This is a genomic window from Neisseria sp. Marseille-Q2251 (assembly GCF_940793045.1).
Lineage (GTDB): Bacteria > Pseudomonadota > Gammaproteobacteria > Burkholderiales > Neisseriaceae > Neisseria.
This window is the reverse complement of record NZ_CALNWV010000004.1, coordinates 100,387-127,278: the sequence shown is the minus strand read 5'-3', so window position 1 is coordinate 127,278 and position 26,892 is coordinate 100,387. Positions and strand designations below refer to the sequence as shown.

The window sequence follows — 26,892 nt, the reverse complement described above, 5'->3', positions numbered from 1 at the left end:
CTGTTGGCTGCGTATATGCAGGTAGTGGAGTACGGCTTGGTATTTGAAGTGTAATGTATATTTGCTCATAAAAAAACTGCACCTTGTGAGTTGGAGGGGATGTGTCCAACTTTTGGGGTGCAGTTCATTTTTCAGACGACCTTTTTACATGTTGGGTTTTCGAACCGATCTATCCTTGACTAAAACCATCTATTAGCAGGACATTTTTCTTCATATTTGGCTAAATCACTCAATTTTATCTTGTTTAAAGACACTAATTGTCTACATAATTTCTGAAATCTACCGAAAGATTCGCAATCTCCGGCGACAGAAGCATATAACCATAGATACTGATCAATTTCCTCCAAGGAAGATAGTTTGCAAATATTATCTATCTGATTTTCCATGATTCTATCGGCTATGTCGTATTGTTCATTATCATATAGGTTATCTAACTTGGATTCAAACTCTTCAAAATTATTAAAATTCATTTTGATATTTCTAATTAATTAAACGAAATGATGCCAAAGGAACTGCCCCCGAATTAAGCTTTAATCACCCAAGTTCTAAATAATTCTCTCATCCTTTATTCGTTGGATATTCATTAGAAAAAACGATCACTTTCCCTTCCGGATAATCTCCTTTCCAGCCGCAAGGGAGACCGTTATGTTGGTAAACATATAATATATCTTTCCAAATCTCCGGTATGTAGTTATTGGCATAGCATTCCAATAAAATCTCCATATCATAAAGCATTGTTTCCTCAATAAAATTTGCTCCACTTCCCTCATCTGTGAGTTTTTCATCTGCCCCATGAAAATCCTTATCTAGAGCCCCCAGACAATTGGTATTAATTAATTTAGCACCAATCAAGTAGTGCCAATCGAAATCCGCCAAACCCGAGAATTGCTGAGCATCTATAATCTCCTGCCACTCATCCCATTCATCGCCTAACAGATATCTGGCTTCCTCCGGAGAGGCGGTAACGATAAACTTTTCACGATCTCCGTCATAAGGACGGGAAAAGAAACTGTCTGATGACAAAAAATTAACCACGGGCTGCGCTGATTCAAGTATCTGATTTAAAGTCTTTTTCATTGTTGATTGCCTCTTGACTTAAAATTTACAAGCACCAAGCCCGGGAATATTTGTTTACAGGGCGCGGGCGAGATGAAAAATATTCGGTTTATATTATCTATCTGTCTTTGGGCTGACAACTGTTATAGTGGATTAACTTTAAACCAGTACGGCGTTGCCTCGCCTTAGCTCAAAGAGAACGATTCTCTAAGGTGCTGAAGCACCAAGTGAATCGGTTCCGTACTATTTGTACTGTCTGCGGCTTCGTCGCCTTGTCCTGATTTAAATTTAATCCACTATATCCAAACAAAAGGGTCGTCTGAAAAGGGTTTCAAGCTTTTCAGACGACCTTTGGTCTTGTATGAACGGTAAGCCTACCTATAACAGCGGACTCATCAGGCGGACGGTGTTTTCAATCAGCCCTCGGAATTTGGAGCGTTGCTGCCATGCTTTGACGGTGATGTAGCTGCTGTTTTTGAGGTAGTCGCGTTGCAGGTTGCAGATTTGTTTGGTGATGTCGCGGTCGTAGATGGCGAGGCTGATTTCGAGGTTGAGGAAGAAGCTGCGCATGTCCATGTTGACCGTACCGAAGAGGGCGTAGTCTTCGTCTATGGTCATGGTTTTGGCGTGTAGCAGCCCGCCTTCGAACATGGCGATTTTGACGCCTGCGTCGAGCAGCATGGGGTAGTAGGCGCGGGAGGCGTAGCGCACCATGAAGGAATCGACTTTATCGGGCAGAATCAGGGTAACTTTGACGCCGCGTTTGGCGGCGATGGTCAATGCCATCAGCAGGGGTTCGTCGGGGACGAAATAGGGGGTAGTGATGGTGATTTGTTTGGTGGCGGCATAAATCGCGCTGATGATGGTTTCGTAAATGACGTGGCTGCTTTGTTCGGGCGCGGAGGGGATGACTTGGGCAACGATGTCGCCCTGCTGCATTTTTTCGGGAAGGATTTCGGGAATGCGCTCTTGTGCCTGCGTCAGGTATTGTTGTACGCCTTCGAGGTTTTCGTCAGTTTCGACGGCGAGGTCGGCAAAGAAGACGGCGGAGAGTTCGAGTACCAGCGGGCCGGTACAGCGCATCATGACGTCCACCCATTCGCCGACGCCTGAATCTTTTTTGAAGAAGCGGGGATCGACGAGGTTGAAGCTGCCGGTGTAGCCGATTTTGCTGTCGATGACGAGGATTTTGCGGTGGTTGCGCAGGTCGGTACGGGTGAAGAAGGTGCGCCAGACGCCGACGGGCAATGAGGCGTGGACTTCTATGCCGGCTTCGCGCAGGGTTTCTACCCAGCCGCTATCGAAAAAGCGGCTGCTGCCGACGGCATCGGCGAGAATGGCGCAATCCAAACCTCTGTCGGCGGCGGCGAGGAGTTCGTTTAACAGTTCTTCTATCCTGCCTTCGGGTTCGATGATGTAGAAGGCGAGCATGCAGGAATGGCGGGCGGCGCGGATGTCGGCAAGCATGGTGTCGATGATTTCATCGGTGGTGGACAGCAGCGTCATGGCGTTGTTGCGCGTCGCGCCCAGTCCTGTTCCTTTGGCGGCGACTCTGCTGATGCCGTGATAACGGGATTTGACGTTGTCGCCGACGCCGAGGTAAATCTCGGAGAGGTAGCTTTCGGCGAAGCTTTGGTAGAAGCGGTTCATCTCACCCGTACGCTTCGCACGCGCCGTGCCAAGCCGCGGCTCGCCGATAAGCAGGTAGGCGATGGTGCCGAAGACGGGGAAAAGGAAAAGAATAATCAGCCAGGCGAAGGTGGAGCCGATGTTTTTTTGTTTGTACAACACACGTAAAACGCAGCCGAGCGCGGCGCAGGTGTGGGCGAAAATGAAGATTTCTGTCCAGGTGATGTCTTTTAGAAAAGTCATGTTCGATAGGTGGTGGAGGGATGGCGGGAGCGGATGTATTTTTGAGTCTGACTGGTTTGAGGCGGTAAGGTTCAAATGATGAGTATATACAAAGGTCGTCTGAAAAACGAGTTGACACCGATAAGCGGGTGTTTTTCTTTTTAGCGAAACTCACTGCGCTCTTTTTCAGACGACCTTTAGGTCTTCTTTTGTCGGAATTTTGGGTGTTAAACCACTAAAAGATACAGCCAGTAGGCAAAGCCGCCCAATGCTGCGCCTGCGGGCAGGTCAATCAGGTAGTGCTGTTTGGTAAAGATGCAGGACAGGGCAATCAATACGGGAAAGAGGAACGCGGCGGCGCCCAAAGTCGGCAGCGCGTGCAGGGCGGTCAGCATGGCGACGGAAACGTGCATACTGGGGAAGCAGTTGCTGGCTTGGTCGAACTTTTGAACAAACTGTAAAAACCATTCGGACGGTGTTTCGCCGGTATTGATGCTGCGCCAATGCGGCGGAGTGGAAACGGGAAACAGCCAGAAGAACAGCATTTGCATAAACAGCAGCATCAGGAAGCTGAACGCCATCATATTGAAATGGCGGTGGTCGGTCGCGATGATGTTGAGGTAGAGGATGGCGGGGTAGTAAAGGAAACTGTATATCCACGACCAACGCGGGCGGAAAGGGATTTTTTCGTCTATCGGGGAATTCCAAACGATCTCTTTGCGCAAAGGGTGTCGCTGGGTATAAAAGTAAAACTGATAAGCGCCGATAATCATCACGCCGCTCAATATCAGATTGACGAAATAGTCTTGAAAATTCATGTATGTGTTCCTAGAAGGGCTGTTGACAGCCCCTAAAAAAGTGGGTTTTATTGAAATTGGAATGGTAGTTTTGAAAGAACGTTATCATACCCATCTTTTGAAATATGTGAAATCAATCTGATTTGATTTTGGCAAATATGCAATCGATTAAATACAAAATGTCTGATTTTTACTTTTAACCTAACGCAAAACAAAAGGTCGTCTGAAACCAAAACTGCCCAAGCAGCTTGGTTTCAGACGACCTTTTTACGCGCTCAATCAGACGTGATACTGGCGCGACAGTTCGTGTACGGTATCGACTAAGATTTTTGCGTGTTCGGGGTCGGCGTGTTGGTTGATGCCGTGTCCGAGATTGAAGACATGACCGCTGCCGTGTCCGTAGTCGGCAAGGATGCGCGCGACTTCGGTGCGGATGGATTCGGGCGTGCCAAAGAGGGCGAATGGGTCGAAGTTGCCTTGCAGGGCGACTTGGTTGCCGACGCGGCGGCGTGCTTCGCCGATGTTGCACGTCCAGTCCAAGCCCAATGCTTCTGCGCCGATTTCTGCCATGCCCTCCAGCCACAGCCCGCCGCCTTTGGCAAACACGATGACGGGAACGCGTCTGCCTTCGCTTTCGTGTTTCAATCCGGAGACGATTTGGCGGATGTATTTGAGGCTGAACTCTTTAAACGCCGCATCGCTCAGAACGCCGCCCCAAGTGTCGAAAATCTGCACAGCCTGCGCGCCTGCGTCGATTTGGGCGTTGAGGTAGGCAGTAACGGCTTGGGCGTTGGTGTCGAGGATTTTGTGCAGCAAATCGGGGCGCGAGTACATCATGGTTTTGATGGTGCGGAACTCTTTGCTGCTGCCGCCTTCGACCATATAGCAGGCGAGCGTGAACGGGCTGCCGGAGAAGCCGATAAGCGGTACGCGGCCGTCCAATGCTTTGCGGATGGAAGTTACTGCGTCGAAAACATATTGCAGTTTTTCCATATCGGGAACTTGCAGCTTGGCGATATCGGCTTCGTGTTGCAAGGCGCGTTCGAATTTTGGGCCTTCGCCTTCGGCAAAATACAGTCCCAATCCCATGGCGTCGGGAACGGTCAGGATGTCGGAGAACAAAATCGCCGCGTCCAAATCGAAGCGTTCCAAGGGTTGTATGGTAACTTCGGTCGCCAATTCGGTGTTTTTACACAAATCGAGGAAGCTGCCCGCTTTCGCGCGCGTGGCTTTGTATTCGGGCAGATAACGCCCCGCCTGACGCATCATCCAAATCGGCGTGTATTCGACGGGCTGTTTGAGCAGGGCGCGGAGGAAGGTGTCGTTTTTCAAAGAGGTCATGTGGGGCTTTCGGTTTGTTTGTAAAACAGGGAAGGAAAACGGTTTTCAGACGACCTTTGCGGCGGTTTCCGCAATGAAAGGTCGTCTGAAAAAGGGGAGACGAACATATTTATCTAGGGGCAATCATCAGTAGGTGATTAAACAGCAGCAGCCTTTTACGAGGTCTGTATAGCGCGTTTATCTTCGATATGGATAACTTTGAGTTCTTCAGCATCGCAATCGCGATTAGAACGCCCTTCGATACCGATTTTGAAATCTTCATCCAATCCTTCTTCTTTTAGGACCAGGGTAAAAATTTCGGGATGATGGCATGAAACGGCATATCCATCGCCACTGTCTAAAGTGATAATGCCAAAGTCTGCAGATGGTGATCCTGTTTGAACTCTGCCCCATTTGCTTAATATCTCTTTAGCTTGTTTCGCCAGATCTTTTTCCGGCTCAAGTAAAATGACGCAAGTTCCATTTTCAAAGAGCACCCAAGATTTTTCATCTCCCTTAATGCTCTTTTTCCAAACATCAATCAACCTTTGATTATAAGCAGGCGTTCCAATTTCAAATATTTCTTTCTTTGACTTAAAGGAATCTGAAAGTCCCATCAAATTCTCCTAGATAAGGGTGTTTTCCTAAACTCAGCTATGCTGCTCCAACGCTGCATGGCGCTCTTCTTCGGAGACGGCTTCCAAAACCAACTTCCGCTGTTCCTGAGCTTTTTGCGATTGTCCGGTTTCGTCGAGTACGCGCGCGAGCATGAGGCGGGCGGCGATGCTCGGTTGCAGGGCGATGCTGGCTTCGAGGTAACTTTGCGCCTTGCCCCACAGGCTGCGGCCGTAGGCAAGCTGTCCGAGGTACATCAAGAGCGGTGCGTCGTCAGGTTTGTCTTTCAGCCAAGAATCGGCAAGGTCGATGGCTTTTTGCTGACCGCGTTCGTTGAAGAAGCGGACGCTTTCGACAAAGGCTTCCAAAAGTTCGGGACGGCGGTTTTGCGGATAGTAGTGGCGTACCCATTTGACGGCTTCGGTGTAGAGTCCGAGACGCTCGTATTTTTCGGCAATGGCAACGCACAATTCGTCCGCCTTGAGTGCTTCGGGAATGCGCTTCAGACAGGTTTTCAGACTGGCTGCGTCTGATGCTTCCGCCAACAGGCGGCGGTATGCCCAGCTTTGGTATTGTTCCGCTTCAAAATCGTTAATCGCGCCGGCTTTCATCAGTTTTTCGGATTTCGCCAACACATCTTCCGCATCGCCGTGGTCAAAGGCATAACGCAGTTGCAGACGAGCGAGGCGGGACAGGTTGGGATGGATGCGCGCGGCGGCGTTCAGATTTTCCAGGGCGGTCGGATAATCGCGGCGGCCGAGTGCGGATTCCGCCAACAACAGATAGCGGGAAAGCTGCTGTTTGTTCGGCAGTTTTTCGATGTCTTTCAGGTAGTGGTCGCGCAGCTCGAAGTTTTCCATTTGGTCGGCGGCGTGCGCACCCAACATCAGTGCAAGGTTGCGGTTGTCGCCGGCTTCTTTGTTTTCCAATACTTTGGCGGCTTCCTGCTCCGCTTTTTCAAAGCGGCCTTCAAAAAATGCCAAACCTGCGCTGTTCAAGGCGACGGCTGCCTGACGGCCTTTGCGTGCCGTACCGAAACGCTGCATACGGGCGGGGATGTTCATCAAGCCGACGATGAATTTGATCAGGAAATACAGGGTAACGACAAACAGGACCAGTCCCAAGATAAAGGCGTGCAGGTTGACCCGCATCATGACTTGTCCGACGACGATATAGACATTACCGGTGTAAACACCGGAAGTCAGGACGATACCGACTGCGGCTGCGAATAAAACGACAATCCAGACGACAGCTTTCATGCGCGGCCTCCTTTGGTCTCAACATCGGCGGCAGGACGGCTTTGTTTTTCAGGGGCCGCTTTCTTTTCCGGCTCGGAAATGTTTTGCGGCTTGGCCTCGGAAGGCAGCGCCGGAGCTTCTAAAGGTTTCGCGTCTGTTTGAGCGGCAGGGGCGGGTTTCTGCGCAGGAGCGGGTCTTGCTTTGGCAGGATGGGGAGCCTTCGGAGCCGATGCGGTTTTCGGTGCAGAAGCAGTTTCGCCTGCGGGTGCAGCAGTTTGAGGAGTGGCAGCTTCAGAAGCGGCGGAGGGCAGAGGCGCGGACGCGGCGGTCGTTACGGGTTCGGGCAGTGCGACCGGAGTGCGCGTGCCGTCTTGATAAGCGCGGACTGCGCTGAGGCTGGCTTTCAAGCTGTCGTCTGAAATCATGCGCACATCAAGCGCTTTCAATTCAGACAACTCTTTCAGCCATGCCTGCGTCGCGGGCGATTTGCCGTCAAAGTATTGTTTGACCGCGGCTTCGACGTAGTTCAAGTCGCTTTGATAAACTTCGCCGTTGTGCTGCATCAGCGCGGTACGTGCGTCCAAAAGGCGCAGGCGCAGGTTTTCACGGACGAAATACGCCTGTTCGGGCGACAGCAGCATGGCGTCTTTATTGTCGAGTCGGCGGACTTCCACCAGCCCTTTCAGCGCAACCAAAGATTTATCCCAAGCGTTTTGCCACCAAGAGCCTGACGATGCGCCGTTGCTTTGCGCTTGCTCGCCCGGCTGCAATACGCCGTCCAACACCAGCGGCAGGCCGGAAACGGCGGTTTCCAAGCGGTCGAGGCGCAACGCCGTGCCGGAAATATCGACATACGGACGGTTTTTCAATGCCGCCAAATCATGGCTGACGGCTTGTTTGATGGGCAGCAGTTCGGACTGGTCGAAGCGGCTCAGGCGGCTGTCGATGTGTTCCAACACCGCCGCCGCGCCTTGTACGTTTCCTGACAACAGCAGTTGCTGCGAGGCGAGGTTCAACATGGTTTCCGCTTCGTCAACCAACCAGTTGACGCGCCCTTTGGTCAGCTCTTGATACGCTTTTTGCGTCAACAGGATTTGTTCGCTGTTTGCCATTTGCGCTTTGCTCAAGCGGTCGATTTCGGCTTGGATGGCGGTTTGGCGGTTTAAATGGTCTTTCAGGAGTAAAGCGTTTTCAGATTCGCCCAAGGCAGCTTTATCGAGCTTTTGGTTAAACGAAAGCTCTTGGTTTTTCAAAACGTTCTGCCCTTGTACAAACAAAAAGCCGCTTGCGCCCAAACCCAGCAGCGCCAGCACCAGCGCGCCTACTGCCAGCCCTCTGCCGCCGGATTGTTTGATGATGACGGGGGCGGGTTGGTTTTGGGGAAGATTTTTAGATTCAGACATGTGTGTTCCTGCGTATTCGGAGGTTTTAGGCTGCTTGGCCTTTTTCGGAGCCGCTGTTTCAGACGACTCCGCGTTGCCCTGACTGTCGACGATAATCGGCCGACCGGCTTCGTTTGCTTCGGATGGATTGTCTTCAGACCGGCTCATCGGTTTGCTCCTTAGGAAATGATGAAAGTGCCGCTTTCAGAGAAGCGACGACCCGTATGTGGCGCGCACCCGCCTCGCGAAGCGCGTCGGCTATGCGCGGATGATGAGTGAAGTATAACAAGGATTCGAAGAATCGGGAAAATTGCGGCGGAACCTGCGCAAACAGCCCGCGTACCAGTTCGCCCGAAGCGATAAAGGCGGCATCAATGGATTCGGCATCAAAATCCTGCCAATTCAATTCATTAGGTCGTCTGAAATACACTTCCGCGATTTCCACTGCAAAGCCTTTTTCCTTTAACGACTCCGCCAAAAAATCGCGCCCGCCGCTTCCGCGCACGATTAACACGCGTGCATTTGGCGGCAGCGTATCCCAAACCGGCAGCCGCAACACCGCCTCGCTGTCGTTGCCTTCTTGCGGCACAGAAACATTTTTTGCGCTGCAGCGTTCCAAAGCACGACCGCTTGCCTGACCGACCGCAATCTGAACCTTCAGGTCGTCTGAAAAATCCACATACGGCGCAGAGGTTTCAACCGTCGTCGGACTGACCCAAAATACCGCGTCCGCACGGGAAAACTGTTCTTGCAAACCGAGCAACGCCGTTTCATCCGGCTCGATTTCAACCGGACTCAACACCCGCGCGCGCCACCCTGCCTGCGAACAGGTTCGCACATCATCTCCCGCACGCGCGGACGGACGGACAATCAGCATGACAGGCATTTCAGACGACCTCTTTATAGAATGGGTAATGGGTTGATGATGTTTAAATCGGTTTAAAAAAGCATATCCGATGGATATAATTCTTTTTGTATTTTTACGGCTGATGCCTGTCAAGTCAATACTGAGTATGGTTTCAATAGGGTATTGGGCGGTAGGCTAGGCATGATTCGATTTTAGGAAAACATAGATATGAACAAAATAGCGACAATACTTTTTGCTGCGTTACTGGTGCCGTCTGTCTCTTTTGCAAGCGGAGACAATGCCGCTAAGATTCATTTGGTTAAGAAAATTTATCAAGAAGCAAGCCGCGATGATGAACCGGGCGTGAAGATTTTGAACCGATATGCCGATGCTTCTCTGAAAAAAGCCATCCGTACAGCTTCTCGGTCGGCGGATTTGTGTGTGGAGGCTGATCCGATATGGAACAGTCAGGATCCTGAAACCGAAGTAAAGGTTAACGTATCTGCTTTGCCCAACGGCAAAATTCGTGCCAGCTTCAAACAATGGGGCAGTCCCGTCAAGGTAGATTATTCGGTCAACTGCTTCGGAAATGTCTGCAAAGTGACGGATGTCGATCATCTTAAACGCACTTGGTTGCAATGCCGTTAATGTGTTGGATTCATTAAAAGGTCGTCTGAAAATATTTTTCAGACGACCTTTGTTGATATTAGCGGCTTCTTTCGCGTTGGAAATCCTCGCAAGGTATCCAACCTTGTTGCAGTTTCCGCCTTGAATCTTCCGCTTTATAAACAAAAATCCGCTTGGAAAATTAAATGTCGAGAGCCACCGGTTACCAAATGCCAAACCATTGTCCGCCTGATTCTTCACGGCGGTCGTTGTGTCCGCCGTTTTGCCCTTCTCGCTCTTCGCGGCGGAAGTCCCACGGGGCTTGGGGATTTTTACCACTCCACAAGCCTTTGCGTTTTTGTTTTGCCTGTTTTTGGGCGGCGGCGTAGTCGGTGTAGGCGGTTTTGCTTTGCTGCTTTTTGGCGTAGCTGTCGTAATGCCATGCCGCTCCGTCGCGCAGTTGCATGAGGTTCAAATCGGTTGTGCCGACGGAGACTTGCGCGACTTCGCGTTTGTAGCGGTCTGTTTCAAATACGCGTACCTTCACCTTTTTACCATCGGCGGCGTCAATTAAGTTGTCCCGCGAACGTGTACCGTATGCCTGATTGATTTCGGGCGCGTCGATATACGCCATGCGGATTTTGTGTTTCGCGCCGTTTTCGTCGATAACGTGGAGCGTGTCGCCGTCGTGGATTTTGGAGATTCTGCCGCGATAGGTATGAGGGGCGGTGGGATTACGCTTTTGAGTGTGCGGACGGCTTTGGTGTGTGTTATTTTCAGACGACCCTGATTTGACGGTTTCTGATAATAATGCGCCAAAGGCTTCCATGCCGAAATGGCTGTTTCCGGTGAGCGCAGAAGCGAATTGCATGCCGGAGCGGATGATTTCGGTATCGCGCGAGCTGTAACCCAATGCGCCCAAGACGGACAAAACCACGGGAAGCCATTTTAAGATTGTTTTGGTGTTCATAAGGTTGACGGTGGTTTGTTTGAGGTCGTCTGAAACTTTTCAGACGACCTTTTTGATGAGACTTGTAATGTGAATCTGATTGAGAAACGTGCGCTTGCTGTAGAAGTCTATGGGTGGGAAATACTTGTATCAACCGAACAGCCTGTTCACATCAGACGCTTTTTTGCGGTAAGGCAGGCGGATGTCGACGCGGAAAATGCCGTCGAGTTGGCGGCTTTGGATTTTGGCGTCGTTGTCATACATCAGCGTCAGGCGTTCTTTGAGGTTGCGCAATGCCATCGAGTTGCCTTTGTGCGGCTTGGCGTTTTCGCTGCTTTCGGGCGGAGTGTACGGGTTTTCGATGCGGATGTAGATCGATGATTTGTTGAGCTTGGTAAACACGGTAATCATGCCGGGGCGGTGGGTCGATTCAACGCCGTGGAAGACCGCGTTTTCTAAAAGGGGTTGGAGCAGGAGGTGCGGCGTTTCCGCGTCATCGGGTGCTTGGTGCTGCCACATCACCTGCACGCGCATATGACCCATGCGGATTTGTTCGATGGCGATGTATTCTTGCGCCCACTCGATTTCCTGTCCTAAAGTACTGCTTTGGCTGCCGTCGCGCAGTTGGGCGCGGAAGAGGTTGGCGAGGTTTTCCAACAGGGTTTCCGCGTCATACGGGCGCAGGCGGATCAGGCTGATGGCGGCGTTGAGGCTGTTGAACAGAAAATGCGGGCGGATGCGGGCGGTTAGCGCGCTGAGGCGGGCTTCGGAAACCGAAGGCGCAAGGCCGTTCCGGCGCGAGGCTTCGTAATACATCAGCCCGAGCAGGAAAAGGTTGAACAGGAAAAAATGTTGCGAGAGCGTTCTGCCGTGTGTTTTCAGAATGAAAAAATCGACGATTGCAAATATCGATAAATTTAAAAAGTAGGTAATAATGACGCCGTAGGGCGATGTTTTGATGGCAGGGGTGAAGATATTGACGAAATAGGCTTTAACCAAAATCCCCAGCAATACGGGAAACACCCATTGGGAATGATGGTAAATCTCTGCGGAATAGGAGAGCGAAGAATCGCTGATCAAGGGTAGAAAGAACAGACTGCCCAAGACAATAATCAAAAGGCGCACGACTGTTGCCGAATTGCGCAGGTCCGGGACGGCGAATGTGTTGTTGATTTGACGTATAATAGACATAAAATTTCCAACCGTTTTCTTTTAATGCGTTTATACGAGCCTTATTGGCTCTGTTATTTTATCTGAAGGACGAAACCATGAGTAAGGACAAAACCTGGTCGGGCCGTTTTAACGAGCCTGTTTCCGAACTGGTGAAAAAATACACCGGTTCGATCGATTTCGACAAACGGCTTGCCGAGTGGGACATTCAGGGTTCGCTGGCTCACGCGCAAATGCTTGTTCAATCAGGTGTTTTGAGTGAAGAAGATTTGGCGGCGATTCGTCAAGGAATGGCGGAGATTATAGCAGAAATCAAGGACGGTACTATTTCTTGGTCGCTGGATTTGGAAGATGTCCACATGAACATCGAACGCCGCCTTACCGACAAAATCGGCGACGCGGGCAAGCGTCTGCATACCGGCCGCAGCCGCAACGACCAAGTCGCCACCGACATCCGCCTGTGGCTGCGCGACCAGATTACCGTCATTCAAGACCTGATTCGGAGCCTTCAGACGGCCTTGGTCGATTTGGCGGAACAAAACGCCGAAACCGTCATGCCCGGTTTTACCCATCTGCAAGTCGCCCAGCCCGTCAGCTTCGGACACCATATGCTCGCCTATGTCGAAATGCTCGGACGCGATTTCGAGCGCATGACCGACTGTCGCAAACGCGTCAACCGTATGCCGCTCGGTGCTGCCGCCCTTGCCGGTACGACTTATCCGATTCAGCGCGAAATCACCGCCGAATTGCTGGGTTTCGAACAAATCTGCCAAAACTCGCTTGATGCCGTATCCGACCGCGATTTTGCCGTCGAGTTCACCGCCGCCGCCTCGCTGATTATGATCCACCTGAGCCGCCTGTCTGAAGAATTGATTTTGTGGATGAGTCCGCGTTTCGGCTTTATCGACATTGCCGACCGTTTCTGTACGGGTTCGTCCATCATGCCGCAGAAGAAAAATCCCGACGTTCCCGAACTCGTGCGCGGCAAATCAGGCCGTGTCATCGGACACCTTATCGGCTTGATTACCCTGATGAAATCTCAGCCCTTGGCGTACAACAAAGACAATCAGGAAGATAAAGAACCGCTGTTTGACACCGCTGACACGCTCATCGACACCCTGCGGATTTACACCGACATGATGCGCGGCGTGACCGTCAAACCCGACAATATGCGTGCCGCCGTGATGCAGGGCTTCGCCACCGCCACCGATTTGGCGGATTACTTGGTGAAAAAAGGCATGCCTTTCCGCGACAGCCACGAAGTCGTCGCTCAAGCCGTGCGCCACGCCGACCAAGCGGGCGTTGATTTGAGCGAACTGCCGATCGAAGTCCTGCAAGGTTTCAGCAACCTGATTTCAGACGACGTGTACGGCGTACTGACACCCGAAGGCAGCCTGAACGCGCGCAACCACTTGGGCGGAACCGCGCCGGAGCAAGTCCGCTTCCAAGTGAAACGCTGGCGGGAATTGTTGGCTTAAAGAGGAATAGATAGAAAGGTCGTCTGAAAACTGGAAACAGGGTTTCAGACGACCTTTTGTAATCCGGCTGTATCTATTGGGAAAAATGATGAACGAATAAGATCAAGTAGAAATTTTTGAATCACTGTTGCAACAAACTGTTGACCGTTTGTTCGATAAATACGATGGAAATTTCGACCGTTTGGATAAACAAGAGCAAGAATTGGTTTACATTTGGCGCGCGGAAGCCGATATTTACAACGGCGGCATGCTCCAGTTTTTATGTAATTGGGGCTTTTCTGCCGCCGAAACGACCTGCGATATTTTAGAAAAAATGAAGGCCAATCGTAGTGCAGCCTTGATACGCCAGGCACTCGAGACAGTTACGTCTGAGGTGCAGAGAGTGCAAAAAGAAGGAAAAGTTTTAAAGGAAACATGGGATATTCCGAAATATCTCAGTTTGGAAAGTGAAAATCTCCTTGAGGACTTAGACGAGCAATATTGGGAAGACCCTGATAATTTATGTCAAAAAGGCTGGCAACATTATTTGAGCTGATTTTCAGACGACCTCATACTTTTCCTCTAAATCCAACCATCACACCGACAATTGTTCCAACAAAGCCTGTTTCAACGACGACTGCGTTTTCGGGTTTTTCAAATCGGGGCTGAAGACGATGAAGCTGTCTTCGACGCGTTCGTCCAGCGTGGAAATTTTGGCGTAGCGCAGGCTGACGTTGTGGGCGAAGAAGACTTCCGCCATGTCGGCGAGCAGGAAAGGGCGGTTGACGGCGGTGATTTCGACGGAGTACCAGTCGGGGTAGTCTTCTTCGGGGGTAATGGTGATGCTCGGCGCAATCGGCATGTAACGGCTGCGGCGGCTGATGCGGCGGCTGTGACTGGAGGTTTCGGCAACGGTGTGTCCGTGGATAAAGCTGTTGAGTTCGGCTTCGAGCGCGCTTTGGATGTCGGGGTAGTCTTCGGGGGCGTGCTGCGAGGGAATTTGCACGATGAAGGTGTCGAGGATGTAGTCGTGTTCGGTGATAAAGGCGCGGGCGGCGAGAATGTCGAAGCCGTGGCGGCTGAAGATACGGCAGAGGCGGGCGAACAGGCGCGGGCCGTTGGGCATGAAGACCATGACTTGAAAGCTGTCGCTTTTGAACAGGATGCGGCTGCGGACGATGGGGGTTTCAAAGTCGTGTACGAGGTTTGCGGCGTGCCACAGGATTTCGCGGGACTGATGGCGGGCGAAGTAGGCGGAACCGAGCGCGTTCCATAGTTTTTTCTGCTGTTTTTCGGGGACGGCAGCGCGGGTGAGTAAATCGGCGGCTTCTTGTTGGCGGCGGCCGAAGAGGGCGTGCGGGTTGCCGCCGTTGCCTGCGAGGTAGCGGCCGGCGGCATGGAACAGGCTTTCCAATAGGCTGGCGCGCCATGCGTTCCAGAGTTTGGGATTGGTGCCGCGGATGTCGGAAATGGTCAGAAGGTAGAGTGCGCTGAGGCGTTCGTGGGTTTGTACGCGTTTGCAGAAGGCATCGAGTACGTCGGGGTCTTGGATGTCTTCTTTTTGGGCGACGGTGGACATGAGCAGGTGGTTTTCGACCAGCCAGGCGAGCAGGTCGCTTTCTTCTTCGGTCAGGAAGTGGTCGGCGGCAAATTGGCGCGCGTCTGCGATGCCTTGTATGGCATGGTCGCCGCCGCGTCCTTTGGCGATGTCATGGAAGAAGGCGGCGAGATAAAGGATGTCTTGTTTTTCAAAGGACTGCATCAGTGCAGAGGCGTAAGGCAGCTCGTGGCTGTGCATGTCTAGGGCAAGGCGGCGGACGTTGCGGACGACGGCGAGGATGTGGTCGTCCACAGGATAAATGTGGAACAGGTCATGTTGAAGCAGTCCGACGATTTTTTCCCATGCGGGCAGATAGCGGCCCAACACGCCGTAGAGGTTGAGAAAGCGCAGGGTTTGGGTCAGCCCGTTGCCGCTGCGGAAAAAGCCGGCGAAACGGCGGCGGTTTTCGGGATTTTGGTAGAAGCTGCGGTTGATTTTGCGCGTCGCGCCCCACCATGCGCGCAGGGTTTGCGGTTCGAGCGCGGTAATGTCGTTGCGCTGCTGCATGATTTCGACGATTTTGAAAATGTGTTCGGGTCGTCTGAAAAAAATATCGGTGTGCCGCGCGGCGATTTGGTTGTTGACTTGGATGTAGTCGTCGTCAATCCGCAGGGTAACGCGCATCGGCGTCGAGGAAACGCGGCTTTGCAGCATAGGCGTGAGGATGCCGCTCAGTTGTTTGACGGTTTTAATCGTGCGGTAAAACACGCGCATCAGTTCTTCGCTTTGACGGCGGAGATTCAAGCCTTGATAGCCCATGCTTTCGGCGACTTGCGGCTGTAAATCGAACAGCAGGCGGTCTTCGGCGCGCTTTGCGTTTAAATGCAGATGGATGCGGATGTGGGCGAGGCGACGGTAGCCGTGTGAAAGCATGCCGGCTTCGGTGCGCGTCAGAATGCCTTGTTTGACCAGCGCAGGAAGGTTGGCAGCCAAGCCTTGCGCTTTCGCTATCCAAAGCAGGGTATGGATGTCGCGCAGACCGCCGGGACAGCTTTTGATGTTCGGTTCCAATACCGTTCCCGAACCTTGCGATTTGGCATGGCGGTGTTCCATCTCTACCAGTTTTGCTTCGATAAACGCCGCTACATTGCGTTGCGCGTTCATTTTTTCCGTCAACTCGTCTGCTGTCTGGCGGTTGCCGAACAAAAAACGAGCCTCTAAAAACGCCGTGTCCCCCGTAATATCATCGCGCACGCTTTCGCACAGTTCGTCAACACTGCCGCTTTTGACCGACGGCGAAAGTTTCATGTCCCACAAATCCTGTACAAAAGCCGCGATTTTCTCTTTGAGGTCGTCTGAAACGGTTTCAGACGACACGACCGCCAAATCCAAATCAGAATAAGGATACAGCTCGCCGCGCCCGAAGCCGCCGGTTGCCATCAGGCATAAAGCGATGTTTTGAAAATGCTCCGCCCACAGTGCCGCCAGCAAGGTTTCGACTGCCGCCGTGTATTCCCTGAAAAATACCGACACACGGTTGGCTTTCAAATAATGCGCTTCGGCGGCGGCACGCTGCTGTTTGAAGGTTTCCAATGCTGAAGACAGGTTTGCAGACATTTTTTATTCTTTCGAGTTATGGGGAGAGGGGAGGTGGATGATTCGGCGGTCAAATATCGTTTTCAGACGACCTCTGTTGGGCATCAGAGGGATTGGTCATCAGGTTTAGCAGCTCCTGCGGCGGCAGCAGCAACTGATACGCCGCCACGCCCAAAGCCGTCGCCATCTTTTCAATATTCGACAACGCAATGTTCCAGCGTTTGCGCTCCACAGCCGATACATAAGTCCTGTCCAAACCGCATTGCCGCGCCAACTCTTCCTGAGACCAACCCTTATTCACGCGGAAAAGCCGCATGTTGTACGCCAATACCGCCCGTAAATCCTGTTCATTAGGCAGTTCGGCAGGCGGAGTCAATTTATTGCTCATGATTTTGTTTCCGGATAAATGGTTAAAGTTAAGAATTTGCTGTTACGGATTTTACTTCACATAAAAGCCAAAAAAAAGGGGTGGCAACAGCCACACCCAAACACACACACATCAAGAGGAAAGAGATAGAGAGTATTAAATCAAAGCAGATGTATCATCTACTGATCAGAAAATCTTGAGGACTTTGAGAAATGTCGTCTCAGTTCCAATGTCGGCGATTATAAATGAAACTCAATTTGGAGCTTTGATTCAAATCAAGTCTGAGGATTATTTATAAAATAAATTTTAAAGATAGGTTATGTTAATTGAAAACAGGGGCAGATTGAAGGCAATTCATCTATTTTTATTTTAGATTGTGAACAAAATCCGTGCATCCTGCCGAAAATTCCTCTATAATGCCTGCTCATTCGGAATGTAGCGCAGCCCGGTAGCGCACTTCGTTCGGGACGAAGGGGTCGGAGGTTCGAATCCTCTCATTCCGACCAAATATCAAAACCTGCTTTGATTTCATGATCAAAGCAGGTTTTTTCATATCGTAGATTCGAGTATGGACACTGCAATTTTAACAAGGTAGAAAATGACAATGGATTGCCGGTGTATCCAGCTATATCCCCTGTTTTATTTTCAGACGACCTTCATATTCATGGTTATCCTCTGAAAAATACAAATTTACTAGATATATCCACTATACTGCTTTTTGATATTCAGTTAAGAACCGTTAATCCGTTCGCGTATAATTCCAAGTTTTCTCAATAAGGCAGATGGTGTTTTATGTCTTCCAACCAATCCCGTCAAACTTGGTCCAACCGTTTGACTTATATCCTTACCGTTGCCGGCGCGACTGTCGGTTTCGGCGCGACGTGGCGTTTCCCGTATTTGGTCGGTGAAAACGGCGGCGGCGCGTATGTGTTTTTATTCTGTATCGCCATGTTTGTTATCGGTATTCCGATGATTTTGGTGGAAAACGTCATCGGACGGCGCAAAGGTGTGAACGCGCTGGATGCGTTCGGCGGCTCGATGAACGGCAAACCTGTCGCCAAAATTTGGAAACTGGTCGGCTGGATGGGCTTGATTGGTGCGTTTGGCATCATGGCGTATTACATGGTACTCGGCGGCTGGGTGATCAGCTATATCGTTAATATTATTGGTGGAAATCTGAATATTTCCAGCCCTGTCAGCGGCGAAATAACGAAAAACTTTTTCACTGAACATATCGAAAACAGCCCTTGGGAAATTGCGTTCTACACTTTCTTGTTTGTTGTTGTGAACCAATGGATTTTGGTCAAAGGCGTCATCGGCGGCATTGAAAAAGCGGCGAAATACCTGATGCCGCTGCTGTTTTTATTCCTGATTGCCATGGTCGTGCGCAACGTTACCCTGCCGGGCGCGATGGAAGGGATTACTTTCTATCTGAAGCCTGACTTCAGCAAGATTACCGCCAAACTTTTCGTCTTCGTTTTGGGACAAGTATTTTTCGCCCTGAGCTTGGGTTTCGGCGTGATGATTACCTTGTCCAGCTATCTGGATAAAAACGAAAATCTGGTTCAAACCGCAGTCATTACGGCAATTACCAATACTATCATCGCTGTACTTGCGGGCTTTATGATTTTCCCGTCACTTTTCAGCTTCGGCGTCGCCCCCAATTCCGGTCCGACTTTGGTATTCCAAAGTTTGCCGATTGTGTTCTCGAATATGTGGGCTGGACCTGTGTTCGCCGTGATTTTCTTCTCGTTGCTCCTGATTGCCGCGCTGACAACTTCGCTGACGATTTATGAAGTATTGATTACGACGATTCAGGAGAAAACCAAAATCCGCCGTACCGCCGCGATTACGATTGTATTGGCTGCCATCTTCATCTTCGGCAACATTCCGTCCATTTTGAGCTATGGCCCGTGGAAAGACGTTTCCGTGTTCGGCAAAAATATTTTCGATGCTTTTGACTACATCAGCGGCAACATCTTGTTTATGCTGACCGCTCTCGGTTCCGCGCTGTTTGTCGGTTTCGTGATGAAGGACGAAGCGAAGGACGAATTGCTTTATAAAGGCAACCATACGACGGTCAATATTTGGTTTGCCTATGTAAAATACCTTGTGCCGTTGGTGATTTTGCTGATTTTCGTCAGCAACCTGTTGTAATGGCATATAAGGTCGTCTGAAAATTTGAAACTGCCAAAATTCTCGGCGTAGTTATAAAAGCCGGGTTCTGTAAATAACAGAGCCCGGCTTTTTTTTATTTTAAACTGCATCGAGCGCGATTTTTTTTGCGTTCAGATATCTGTAAAGGGGTAAGTGTATTATGTATGCATACATGAAAAGTGGTGTTTGCGTGGTTGAAAAGACCAGTCTGTATAGAGAAACTTAGAAGAAGGGGTCGTCTGAAACGGAGGATTATTACATTAGGTTTACGGTTGCTTAAATCTACAAAGTTGGCTGCTTGTGATAAAGTTACGTTTGATTATGGCCGTATGAATTCTGATGCGGCTTTTTTGTACACAAAGGATTGTTATGTTGCTGTCCCCAACCCGCGCCCGCACCATTGCCGCTGCGGTCATGATGTTGTTTGCGGTGCAAGTTTCCGCCGCCAGACAGGATAATGCCGTCGAGGTGAAAACACCTAAAGACGTGAAACAGATTATTCAAAAGAGAAACCGCTTTACGCCTGACGAATTCAAGGCCGAGCAAGCCCGCCGAGTGAATATACAAAACCGTGCAAATCAGATATTTACCTTGTTGAGCGGCGAAATACTGCTGCAAAAAGGTGATGCCGGTACGGCGTTGGCAACATACATGATGATGTTGAACAATACCAAATCGCCGGAGGTGGCGGAGCGTGCTTTGGAAATGGCGGTTTCGCTTAATGCGTTCCAGCAGGCAGAGATGATTTATCAAAAATGGCGTGAAATCGAACCTGTTCCGGGTAATGCGCAAAAACGTATGACCTGGCTGCGCAATATCTTGCTGGGGCAGGGCGATAAGACCTTGAATGGTTTGGATGATATTTTGGCCAATGCCAGCGAAGAACAGAATCAGCGTATTTTCCTGCTGTTGGCTCAAGCGGCAATCCAGCAGCCGGGGTTGGCAGAGAAAGCTTCGTCACAAGTTCACAAAGAAGCTTTGAAATATAAAGATTTGCCCGAGGCTGCGATTGCCGATGTGATTTTCAGCGCGCAAGGCGGTAAAAAGAAGCATGCCATTGCGGCATTGCAACGTTTGGCAGGGCTTGATGCAGAGATGCTGCCGCCGACTTTACTGACTTTGCGGCTGATGGCGCAACGCAGTCCCGAGATATTAAATGGTTTCTTCGATCAAACCGATACGCGCAATCTTTCGCCCGTATGGCAGGAGTTGGAAATCGTTAATCTGATTTCCAATAAGCAAAACGACAAAGCCTATGCGCGCCTGCGTACGCTGTTGGAAAACAATCCGAATCCAGACCTGTATATTCAGGCGGCGTTGTTGGCAAACAATCGCAAAGACGATATTTCGACAATCATCAATTATTTAGATAAAGCGTATAACATCGGAACAAGCGAGCAGCAAAGCCGTGCCGCTCTGATTGGTGCGATGGCTTATGCCGATGTTAAGGACTATCCCAAAGCCAAACAATGGCTCGCCAAAGTGGTTGCCCCCAGTTATGTTTTTGATAAAGCAGTTTTTAGTGCCTCATTAGAAGCCGAACAAGGAAACGGTAAGGCAGCCTTAGCGGAAGCGCGTAGGGCGCAAAGCCTGCCCGAGCAGGAGGGGCGTTATTTCGGCAGTAAGGAATTGCAACGGGTTACCCTGTTTGCTTTGTCCAAACACGATAATTTGCAAGAGGCTTTGTCCGAACTGAATAAAATGTTGCCCAAAATCAGCCGACAGCCGGATGCAGCGGAGCAGTTGCCTGATGCTTTGTACCAACGCGCTATGATTTATGACCGTATGGGCGATCAGGGCAAAGCCATTGCCGATTTGCGCCGTGTAGTCGAATTGGCACCGGATAACGCCAACGGTTTGAATGCTTTAGGCTATATTTTGCTTTCTCCGACCAAGGAGCATTTAGACGAAGCCTTCAAATTGATTCAGGCTGCTTATCAAATCGAACCGGAAAACCCTGCCATCAACGACAGTTTGGGCTGGGCGTATTTCCTGAAAGATGATGTGCAAACCGCATTGCCTTATTTGCAATATGCGTTTGAAAAATATCCTGATGCAGAAGTTGCTGCACACTTGGGCGAAGCATTGTGGGCATCTGGAGATCAGGAAAAAGCCAAAAAAATATGGACGGACAGCCTGAAGGGTGAAGGTGATATGAAAATATTGCGGGAAACCATGAAGCGTTTTGGCGTGGAAGCGGCTCCTAAACCAGCGAAAAAAGCCCAATCGGGACGTTCCGTAAAAACGAAATAATGAAAGGGGTCGTCTGAAAACAAGGCTTTGGAAGAAGCTGGGATGATAGACAGTTTTCAGACGACCTTTTGGGAGTATTTATGAAATTACAAACCATTGTATCTATTGCAACACTGACTTTGCTTGCCGCTTGTGTGCATCCTAATTTGTCTCAACAAAATGATTGGAAGCCGGCAGAGAATGTCAATGATTTTACTGCAGACGGAAGATTGGCAGTAAAAGTCGAAGAAAAAGGCTCTTACGCCAATTTTGACTGGTCCTATCAAAATCAAGTCCAAACCATTAGCGTCAATACGCCTTTGGGCAGTACGGTCGGACAGTTATGTCAAGACAATCAAGGCGTATTGGCTGTAGACAGTAAAGGTCGAGTCTATCAGGCAGAAACAGCAGAAGAGCTCAGCAACAAACTTTTGGGCTATGAGTTGCCTGTTCAATATCTGCATATTTGGGCGGATGGCAAACGCGTTGCCAATGCACCATATCGATTGTTGCCTGATGGCCGTTTGGAACAATTTGATTGGACTATTACACGTAGCACCAATAGCGAAGGCAAGCCGAAAATCCTTCAATTGGAAAATGCTAAATTAAATGTCCGCCTGGTATTTGACGAAGTCAACCACGAACCTGCTGCCAGCGATCAGACTCAATGTGCAGCCCGCCTTAAAAAATAAAAAAAGAGCTTGATATGGATATTCCTGCCGACGCTCAAGCCTTTCCCGCGCCTGCTAAGTTGAATCTCGATTTGCGTATTACGGGCAGAAGGGATGACGGATACCATAATTTAGAAAGTATTTTCTGCCTTATCGGGCTGTATGATACCGTCTGCCTGAAACCACGAGACGATAAAAAGATTATTCTGCATAATCCCACCGAAGGTATTCCCTGCGAACAAGATTTGGCTTATCGTGCCGCACTTTCTTTGCAGCAACATACCGGTTCCTGTCGTGGTGTGGAAATCTGGTTGGAGAAAAAGATTCCGACAGGGGGAGGATTGGGCGGAGGTAGCTCCGATGCGGCAACCGTGTTAACCGTATTAAATCAATGGTGGCAATGTCGGCTGACAAGGCAGGAGTTGATTGATTTGGCGGTCGGTTTGGGTGCGGATGTGCCGTTTTTTGTTTTTGGGCAAAGTGCTTTTGCACGAGGAATCGGTGAACAATTAGTCAAAATAGAAATTCCTAAACAATGGTATGTGATAGTCAAACCGTCGGTACATGTTTCTACGGCTAAAATTTTCTCGCATGAGAACTTGACACGAAATTCCAAACCAAGCATAATGCCGACTTTCCAATCTTTGCAGCCATTCAGGAATGATATGCAGGCTGTTGTTTTTCAGGAGTATCCTGAAGTTTGGAAAGCTTATTGTGAATTATCTAAATATGGTCCTACATTAATGACAGGGTCTGGAGCATGTATATACCTCTCTACGGATAGTCAGCAAGAAGCAAACAATATATACCAACAAGTTTTACAATCATATGAAGCATATTGTGTTGAAGGTTTAGACTCTCATCCTTTGTTTCAAATGATTTGATAAAGTTGGGGAGTCGTCAAGCGGTTAAGACACTGGATTTTGATTCCAGCATGCGAAGGTTCGAATCCTTCCTCCCCAGCCAAATCCCTTTGTTGGGGAGTCGTCAAGCGGTTAAGACACTGGATTTTGATTCCAGCATGCGAAGGTTCGAATCCTTCCTCCCCAGCCAGCACCCTTTATTGGGGAGTCGTCAAGCGGTTAAGACACTGGATTTTGATTCCAGCATGCGAAGGTTCGAATCCTTCCTCCCCAGCCAAATAAGAGCGTGTAAGTTTCCTTACACGCTCTTTTATGTTGAAAATCAGTGATAACGCTGAAAAGCTTTGTTTGATAGTGATAAATTTGGATTGGGATAGAGCAAAGCAGCGATGTAACGCTACAAATTTAATTCACTATGCCGTTCATTGTGCGTATAATAACGCCCGTAATGTCTTGGACATAGGCAGAGGGAAGCATGACGTTTTCTGAGCGGAAGTTAAACATAAAATCAGGTGAAGATATGGCTGCATACGACAGTTTGATGGTATTTACCGGTAATGCAAATCCGGAATTGGCACAACGTGTTGTCAAACACTTGGATATTTCGTTAGGCGAAGCCTCCGTATCCAAATTCTCAGACGGCGAAATCGCCATCGAATTAATGGAAAACGTTCGTGGTCGTGATGTTTTCATTCTGCAGCCTACTTGCGCTCCAACCAACGACAACCTGATGGAAATCCTGACGATGGCTGATGCGCTAAAACGCGCTTCTGCCGGTCGTATTACTGCAGCAATCCCTTATTTCGGCTATGCCCGCCAAGATCGCCGCCCGCGTTCTGTGCGCGTTCCGATTTCCGCCAAACTGGTGGCAAATATGTTGTATTCCGCAGGTATCGACCGTGTTTTGACTGTTGATTTGCATGCCGACCAAATTCAGGGTTTCTTTGATATCCCTGTCGACAACATCTATGCCACTCCTATTCTGTTGAATGACATCAAACAGCAGCGGATTGAAAACTTGACCGTAGTCAGCCCGGATATTGGCGGCGTAGTCCGCGCCCGCGCTGTGGCCAAATCATTAAATGCCGATTTGGCGATTATCGACAAACGTCGCCCGAAAGCCAATGTGGCTGAAGTTATGAACATCATCGGTGACATCCAAGGTCGTACCTGTCTGATTGTAGATGACATGATTGATACCGCGAATACTCTGTGTAAAGCCGCCGTCGCTTTGAAAGAGCGCGGAGCGGAGCGTGTCTTGGCATATGCCAGCCACGCCGTATTCTCCGGAGAGGCAGTCAGCCGTATTGCCTCGTCTGAAATCGACCAAGTTGTCGTTACCGACACCATCCCTTTGTCTGAAGCGGCCAAACAATGCGACCGTATCCGTCAAGTGACGATTGCCGGCCTTTTGGCTGAAACGGTCCGCCGCATCAGCAATGAAGAATCCGTCTCATATCTTTTCAATGAAGAAGTGATGACAGGCAGCATGTTGCTGCCATAACCCCGAAGCCGTCTTAAGCTGGTCGCGGCCGATGACGGTAGTTTTATTTAATTTGGAGTATTTAACATGACTTATGAAATTCAAGCCTCTGTTCGTGAAGCACAAGGCACTGGTGCGAGCCGCCGCCTGCGTCGCGAAGGCCAAATCCCCGGCATTTTGTACGGTGAAGGTCAAGAGCCCGTTGCAATTGCTGTGGATCACAAAACCGTATTCTACGCATTGGAAAAAGAATCTTTCCACACTGCACTGATCAAACTGTCTCTGAACGGTGAAACCAAAGACGTTATCGTCCGCGATTTCCAAATGCACCCGTTCCGTCGCGAAGTTCAACATATCGACTTCCAAGCTGTTAAAGCTGACCAACCTGTACGCATCCGCGTTCCTCTGCACATTGTTAACGCTGAAAGCTCTCAAGCCGTTAAACTGCAAGGCGGTCGCGTATCTCTGTTGAACACTACTATTGAAGTGGTTGCTTTACCTGCCAATATCCCTGCATACTTGGATCTGGATTGCGCTAAAGTTGTCGCCGGCGACATCTTGCACTTGTCTGACATCCAATTGCCTGAAGGTGTAGAAAGCGTTTCTCTGAAACGTAACGAAAACCTGGCTGTTGCTACCGTTACCGGTAAAAAACGCTAATCATCGTTTCAAGGATGATTTGAAAAAACTGCACTAGTGATAGTGCAGTTTTTGTTTTGTTGTCGCAAGGTAGTTTTTGATTGAACTTCAATAAAAAAAGCATTGCAATAGAGAGTTGCAATGCTTTTTTGTTATACCTCGCACCAATCTGCTGATTCTTGCCTTTGCATCAATGCGTTGGCTTGGCTTAAATGCAAGTCGCTCAGTACGGCGTTAGTTGCGCCAGCAGCAACTTTTTCCCGTGCAATCAAAATGGTATGGGGGAAATAGGTTCGGACTTGTTCGTAATCATGCAAAACGGCGATGATGGCTTGACCTTCTTCATGGCATTGTTTTAATACGTCTAGCAATGCGTAAGTTGTCCGGGCATCTACCGCGTTAAAAGGTTCGTCCAAGAGCAAGAAGTTAGCGTTTTGAGCCAGCATCCGCGCAAATAGGACGCGCTGGAATTGCCCGTTGGAAAGGTGGGCGATTTGACGGTCGGCAAGATCCTGAACGCCGACGCGCTCCAATGCAGCCATCACCCGTTGGTGTTGTTGGGCGTTCACGCGGCCAAAAAAGCCTATTTCGTACCATAAACCCATCGCGGCAAGCTCAAAGACAGTCATGGGCTGGCTGCGGTCAATGTCCGACTGCTGGGGCAGATAGGCGATATCTTTACGTTGCAATCCTTCAAGGGACACTTTGCCCGTATCGATGTTTTGAAGTCCCATAATGGCTTTGAGCAGCGTGGATTTTCCCGCACCGTTGGGACCGAAAATTGCCCACATGCTGTGGTCTTCAAAAGTAATATCGATATGGTGGATGGCAGGGCGGCGTTGGTAGCTGACCGTCAGATTTTCTACCTTGATGCTCATGATGCGACTGCCCAAAAATATATTGCCCATAATGCTGCAATTGCAAGAAGGGCAATCAGCAGCCGTTGGAATAGGCCGGTTAAGAGAATGGAATTCATAAGTCGTAAAGCATTCAGACGACCTTAAGGTGATGAGTTGGCGCAAGCAGATAAGAACATCGGCGGCATATAACAAATTTTGATTTTGCTATGAAACTAAAGTAATGCGCTACCGAATTATCGGTCTGCTCTAAGAGAGGGATAGGTCGTCTGAAAGAAAGTAAATGAGTTTTGAGATGATACTGTATAACATTCTGACTGTAAATTTGTTTTTGACAATACAAGATTGAAAAGGAGGCGGCATGGTTTGTTTGACGCTTGGGGTCGTCTGAAAATGTTTTTCAGACGACCTTTTTGATATTGGATGGGGTCACACTATCCGTGTTTGAACATGGCTACCCGCATCAGTTTGATTTTTATTTTTGCGCCTTCTGATTGACTTTATTGTTGAGTGAACGCAACTGGTGTGCTACGAAATCCTTGGCAGCCTCTACTTGGGACGGAACGGTCGGGTTTTCTCCGAAATATGAGATTTTCGGCAGCGGGCTGAGGAAGCTGTCGATGTCTTGCGGGGTGAGGAAACGGCCGTGCAGGTCGAAGCCGACGTTTAAGGCGCGGCCGGGGATTTCTGCTAGGCGGTCGTGCAAATGGCCGTACAGGTGATACCAGCCTCTGTGGCAGCCGTCCCATTCGTTAATCGGGTAGTGGAACAGAATCAGTGTGTTGTCTATCTCGTCCAATTTGAGTTTACGGTAGGTTCGGGCGGATGACAGCAGCGGATGACCGTCGTGTTTGATGGTTTCAAACAGGTATTTGTTGTGGCGGCGGATGATGTCGTCGTGGTTGCCGTAAATCAGGTGGTGCTTGCCGTTGAGGCGCGATAGGACGGCTGCGATTTTTTTGATGTCGTGGGCGAAAGATAAATCGCCCAAGTTGTATACGTCATCGTCGGGGGAAACGGTGTTGTTCCATGTTTCGATCAGGTATTCGTCCATGTCGGCGATGTTGTCGAACGGACGGAACTGCGGACAGAATTTGGCAATGTTTTTGTGCGAAAAATGTAGGTCGGATGTGAAAAAGATTTTGCTCATGTTGCGTTTCCTGTGATTTTTCGATGCGGTTTATGGTGCGGCTGTCCGG

The 26,892-nt window shown here is 49.7% G+C and carries 24 protein-coding genes and 4 tRNA genes; 13 read left to right on the top strand and 15 right to left on the bottom strand.

Annotation, left to right across the window (positions count from 1 at the left end; genetic code table 11):
• Window positions 1-179 precede the first annotated feature (179 nt).
• The 9 genes from AAG834_RS03240 to AAG834_RS03200 form a co-directional block, all read right to left on the bottom strand.
• On the bottom strand, window positions 180-470 hold the full coding sequence (locus tag AAG834_RS03240) for a hypothetical protein (RefSeq protein WP_342031241.1): 291 nt from the start codon (window positions 468-470) through the stop codon (window positions 180-182).
• Between the two features lie 88 nt (window positions 471-558).
• The gene (locus AAG834_RS03235; RefSeq protein WP_342031240.1) at window positions 559-1,077 is read right to left on the bottom strand and encodes a hypothetical protein; all 519 of its coding nucleotides are present in this window, start codon (window positions 1,075-1,077) and stop codon (window positions 559-561) included.
• A 357-nt stretch (window positions 1,078-1,434) separates the two neighbouring features.
• Entirely contained in the window at window positions 1,435-2,928 is a 1,494-nt protein-coding gene (gene cls / locus AAG834_RS03230) for a cardiolipin synthase (protein ID WP_342031239.1), read from the bottom strand.
• 206 nt (window positions 2,929-3,134) lie between these two features.
• Window positions 3,135-3,725: a phosphatase PAP2 family protein gene (locus AAG834_RS03225; protein ID WP_342031238.1), complete on the bottom strand. Its 591-nt coding sequence runs from the start codon at window positions 3,723-3,725 to the stop codon at window positions 3,135-3,137.
• Window positions 3,726-3,983: 258 nt separating this feature from the next.
• Window positions 3,984-5,045 (bottom strand): uroporphyrinogen decarboxylase, encoded by a 1,062-nt coding sequence (hemE, locus tag AAG834_RS03220; RefSeq protein ID WP_342031237.1) that lies wholly within the window; start codon window positions 5,043-5,045, stop codon window positions 3,984-3,986.
• A gap of 155 nt (window positions 5,046-5,200) precedes the next feature.
• On the bottom strand, window positions 5,201-5,641 hold the full coding sequence (locus AAG834_RS03215) for a hypothetical protein (protein ID WP_070513674.1): 441 nt from the start codon (window positions 5,639-5,641) through the stop codon (window positions 5,201-5,203).
• Between the two features lie 33 nt (window positions 5,642-5,674).
• On the bottom strand, window positions 5,675-6,898 hold the full coding sequence (locus AAG834_RS03210; RefSeq protein WP_342031236.1) for a heme biosynthesis protein HemY: 1,224 nt from the start codon (window positions 6,896-6,898) through the stop codon (window positions 5,675-5,677).
• Window positions 6,895-8,427 carry a uroporphyrinogen-III C-methyltransferase gene (locus AAG834_RS03205; protein ID WP_342031235.1) on the bottom strand — a complete coding sequence of 511 codons (1,533 nt, stop codon included), beginning with the start codon at window positions 8,425-8,427 and terminating at the stop codon, window positions 6,895-6,897. The genes AAG834_RS03210 and AAG834_RS03205 overlap by 4 nt, the downstream gene beginning before the upstream one ends.
• On the bottom strand, window positions 8,414-9,145 hold the full coding sequence (locus tag AAG834_RS03200) for a uroporphyrinogen-III synthase (RefSeq protein WP_342031234.1): 732 nt from the start codon (window positions 9,143-9,145) through the stop codon (window positions 8,414-8,416). The genes AAG834_RS03205 and AAG834_RS03200 overlap by 14 nt, the downstream gene beginning before the upstream one ends.
• 189 nt (window positions 9,146-9,334) lie before the next feature.
• On the opposite strand from AAG834_RS03200, the gene AAG834_RS03195 reads away from it, so the two are divergent.
• Window positions 9,335-9,754 carry a hypothetical protein gene (locus AAG834_RS03195; RefSeq protein ID WP_342031233.1) on the top strand — a complete coding sequence of 140 codons (420 nt, stop codon included), beginning with the start codon at window positions 9,335-9,337 and terminating at the stop codon, window positions 9,752-9,754.
• A 181-nt stretch (window positions 9,755-9,935) separates the two neighbouring features.
• On the opposite strand, the gene AAG834_RS03190 is transcribed toward AAG834_RS03195, so the two are convergent.
• Window positions 9,936-10,682 carry a thermonuclease family protein gene (locus tag AAG834_RS03190; RefSeq protein ID WP_342031232.1) on the bottom strand — a complete coding sequence of 249 codons (747 nt, stop codon included), beginning with the start codon at window positions 10,680-10,682 and terminating at the stop codon, window positions 9,936-9,938.
• 129 nt (window positions 10,683-10,811) lie between these two features.
• The gene (locus tag AAG834_RS03185) at window positions 10,812-11,852 is read right to left on the bottom strand and encodes a sensor histidine kinase (RefSeq protein ID WP_342031231.1); all 1,041 of its coding nucleotides are present in this window, start codon (window positions 11,850-11,852) and stop codon (window positions 10,812-10,814) included.
• A 77-nt stretch (window positions 11,853-11,929) separates the two neighbouring features.
• Between AAG834_RS03185 and argH the strand changes: the two genes are divergently transcribed.
• Together argH and AAG834_RS03175 are read left to right on the top strand one after the other, a co-directional pair.
• A complete protein-coding gene (argH, locus tag AAG834_RS03180; protein ID WP_342031230.1) occupies window positions 11,930-13,309 on the top strand; it encodes an argininosuccinate lyase in 1,380 nt (459 codons plus the stop codon).
• A gap of 127 nt (window positions 13,310-13,436) precedes the next feature.
• Window positions 13,437-13,844, top strand: a complete 408-nt coding sequence (locus tag AAG834_RS03175; RefSeq protein ID WP_342031229.1) for a DMP19 family protein — start codon at window positions 13,437-13,439, stop codon at window positions 13,842-13,844.
• Window positions 13,845-13,883: 39 nt separating this feature from the next.
• Here the strand turns inward: AAG834_RS03175 and glnD are convergent, their stop codons facing one another.
• Both glnD and AAG834_RS03165 read right to left on the bottom strand, forming a co-directional pair.
• Window positions 13,884-16,445 (bottom strand): [protein-PII] uridylyltransferase, encoded by a 2,562-nt coding sequence (glnD, locus tag AAG834_RS03170; RefSeq protein ID WP_342031228.1) that lies wholly within the window; start codon window positions 16,443-16,445, stop codon window positions 13,884-13,886.
• A 49-nt stretch (window positions 16,446-16,494) separates the two neighbouring features.
• Window positions 16,495-16,812 carry a helix-turn-helix domain-containing protein gene (locus AAG834_RS03165; RefSeq protein WP_342031227.1) on the bottom strand — a complete coding sequence of 106 codons (318 nt, stop codon included), beginning with the start codon at window positions 16,810-16,812 and terminating at the stop codon, window positions 16,495-16,497.
• 408 nt (window positions 16,813-17,220) lie between these two features.
• Between AAG834_RS03165 and AAG834_RS03160 the strand changes: the two genes are divergently transcribed.
• The 10 genes from AAG834_RS03160 (at window position 17,221) to AAG834_RS03115 (ending at window position 24,857) form a co-directional block, all read left to right on the top strand.
• Window positions 17,221-17,297: transfer RNA gene (locus tag AAG834_RS03160), tRNA-Pro, on the top strand.
• A gap of 286 nt (window positions 17,298-17,583) precedes the next feature.
• Complete coding sequence (locus AAG834_RS03155; RefSeq protein WP_342031226.1) at window positions 17,584-18,948, top strand: sodium-dependent transporter; 1,365 nt, start codon at window positions 17,584-17,586, stop codon at window positions 18,946-18,948.
• 369 nt (window positions 18,949-19,317) lie between these two features.
• The gene (locus AAG834_RS03150) at window positions 19,318-21,201 is read left to right on the top strand and encodes a tetratricopeptide repeat protein (RefSeq protein WP_342031225.1); all 1,884 of its coding nucleotides are present in this window, start codon (window positions 19,318-19,320) and stop codon (window positions 21,199-21,201) included.
• An 80-nt stretch (window positions 21,202-21,281) separates the two neighbouring features.
• Window positions 21,282-21,872 (top strand): lipoprotein insertase outer membrane protein LolB, encoded by a 591-nt coding sequence (gene lolB / locus AAG834_RS03145; RefSeq protein WP_342031224.1) that lies wholly within the window; start codon window positions 21,282-21,284, stop codon window positions 21,870-21,872.
• A 14-nt stretch (window positions 21,873-21,886) separates the two neighbouring features.
• The gene (gene ispE / locus AAG834_RS03140) at window positions 21,887-22,735 is read left to right on the top strand and encodes a 4-(cytidine 5'-diphospho)-2-C-methyl-D-erythritol kinase (protein ID WP_342031223.1); all 849 of its coding nucleotides are present in this window, start codon (window positions 21,887-21,889) and stop codon (window positions 22,733-22,735) included.
• Between the two features lie 6 nt (window positions 22,736-22,741).
• Window positions 22,742-22,817: transfer RNA gene (locus AAG834_RS03135), tRNA-Gln, on the top strand.
• Window positions 22,818-22,828: 11 nt separating this feature from the next.
• Window positions 22,829-22,904: transfer RNA gene (locus AAG834_RS03130), tRNA-Gln, on the top strand.
• Window positions 22,905-22,915: 11 nt separating this feature from the next.
• Window positions 22,916-22,991, top strand: a tRNA-Gln gene (locus tag AAG834_RS03125).
• 243 nt (window positions 22,992-23,234) lie between these two features.
• Entirely contained in the window at window positions 23,235-24,218 is a 984-nt protein-coding gene (locus AAG834_RS03120; RefSeq protein ID WP_045072760.1) for a ribose-phosphate pyrophosphokinase, read from the top strand.
• A gap of 66 nt (window positions 24,219-24,284) precedes the next feature.
• Window positions 24,285-24,857 carry a 50S ribosomal protein L25/general stress protein Ctc gene (locus AAG834_RS03115; RefSeq protein ID WP_342031222.1) on the top strand — a complete coding sequence of 191 codons (573 nt, stop codon included), beginning with the start codon at window positions 24,285-24,287 and terminating at the stop codon, window positions 24,855-24,857.
• Between the two features lie 131 nt (window positions 24,858-24,988).
• Here AAG834_RS03115 and AAG834_RS03110 read toward each other — a convergent pair whose 3' ends face one another.
• Window positions 24,989-25,714, bottom strand: coding sequence for a metal ABC transporter ATP-binding protein (locus AAG834_RS03110; RefSeq protein ID WP_342031221.1), 726 nt, complete (start codon window positions 25,712-25,714; stop codon window positions 24,989-24,991).
• Window positions 25,715-26,168: 454 nt separating this feature from the next.
• Window positions 26,169-26,843 carry a phosphoesterase gene (locus AAG834_RS03105; protein WP_342031220.1) on the bottom strand — a complete coding sequence of 225 codons (675 nt, stop codon included), beginning with the start codon at window positions 26,841-26,843 and terminating at the stop codon, window positions 26,169-26,171.
• Window positions 26,844-26,892: the final 49 nt, after the last annotated feature.

Coding starts and splice junctions, on each gene's coding strand:
- AAG834_RS03240 (WP_342031241.1), bottom strand. CDS start 470: ATGAATTTTAATAATTTTGAAGAGTTTGAATCCAAGTTAGATAACCTA.
- AAG834_RS03235 (WP_342031240.1), bottom strand. CDS start 1,077: ATGAAAAAGACTTTAAATCAGATACTTGAATCAGCGCAGCCCGTGGTT.
- cls (WP_342031239.1), bottom strand. CDS start 2,928: ATGACTTTTCTAAAAGACATCACCTGGACAGAAATCTTCATTTTCGCC.
- AAG834_RS03225 (WP_342031238.1), bottom strand. CDS start 3,725: ATGAATTTTCAAGACTATTTCGTCAATCTGATATTGAGCGGCGTGATG.
- hemE (WP_342031237.1), bottom strand. CDS start 5,045: ATGACCTCTTTGAAAAACGACACCTTCCTCCGCGCCCTGCTCAAACAG.
- AAG834_RS03215 (WP_070513674.1), bottom strand. CDS start 5,641: ATGGGACTTTCAGATTCCTTTAAGTCAAAGAAAGAAATATTTGAAATT.
- AAG834_RS03210 (WP_342031236.1), bottom strand. CDS start 6,898: ATGAAAGCTGTCGTCTGGATTGTCGTTTTATTCGCAGCCGCAGTCGGT.
- AAG834_RS03205 (WP_342031235.1), bottom strand. CDS start 8,427: ATGAGCCGGTCTGAAGACAATCCATCCGAAGCAAACGAAGCCGGTCGG.
- AAG834_RS03200 (WP_342031234.1), bottom strand. CDS start 9,145: ATGCCTGTCATGCTGATTGTCCGTCCGTCCGCGCGTGCGGGAGATGAT.
- AAG834_RS03195 (WP_342031233.1), top strand. CDS start 9,335: ATGAACAAAATAGCGACAATACTTTTTGCTGCGTTACTGGTGCCGTCT.
- AAG834_RS03190 (WP_342031232.1), bottom strand. CDS start 10,682: ATGAACACCAAAACAATCTTAAAATGGCTTCCCGTGGTTTTGTCCGTC.
- AAG834_RS03185 (WP_342031231.1), bottom strand. CDS start 11,852: ATGTCTATTATACGTCAAATCAACAACACATTCGCCGTCCCGGACCTG.
- argH (WP_342031230.1), top strand. CDS start 11,930: ATGAGTAAGGACAAAACCTGGTCGGGCCGTTTTAACGAGCCTGTTTCC.
- glnD (WP_342031228.1), bottom strand. CDS start 16,445: ATGTCTGCAAACCTGTCTTCAGCATTGGAAACCTTCAAACAGCAGCGT.
- AAG834_RS03165 (WP_342031227.1), bottom strand. CDS start 16,812: ATGAGCAATAAATTGACTCCGCCTGCCGAACTGCCTAATGAACAGGAT.
- AAG834_RS03155 (WP_342031226.1), top strand. CDS start 17,584: ATGTCTTCCAACCAATCCCGTCAAACTTGGTCCAACCGTTTGACTTAT.
- AAG834_RS03150 (WP_342031225.1), top strand. CDS start 19,318: ATGTTGCTGTCCCCAACCCGCGCCCGCACCATTGCCGCTGCGGTCATG.
- lolB (WP_342031224.1), top strand. CDS start 21,282: ATGAAATTACAAACCATTGTATCTATTGCAACACTGACTTTGCTTGCC.
- ispE (WP_342031223.1), top strand. CDS start 21,887: ATGGATATTCCTGCCGACGCTCAAGCCTTTCCCGCGCCTGCTAAGTTG.
- AAG834_RS03120 (WP_045072760.1), top strand. CDS start 23,235: ATGGCTGCATACGACAGTTTGATGGTATTTACCGGTAATGCAAATCCG.
- AAG834_RS03115 (WP_342031222.1), top strand. CDS start 24,285: ATGACTTATGAAATTCAAGCCTCTGTTCGTGAAGCACAAGGCACTGGT.
- AAG834_RS03110 (WP_342031221.1), bottom strand. CDS start 25,714: ATGAGCATCAAGGTAGAAAATCTGACGGTCAGCTACCAACGCCGCCCT.
- AAG834_RS03105 (WP_342031220.1), bottom strand. CDS start 26,843: ATGAGCAAAATCTTTTTCACATCCGACCTACATTTTTCGCACAAAAAC.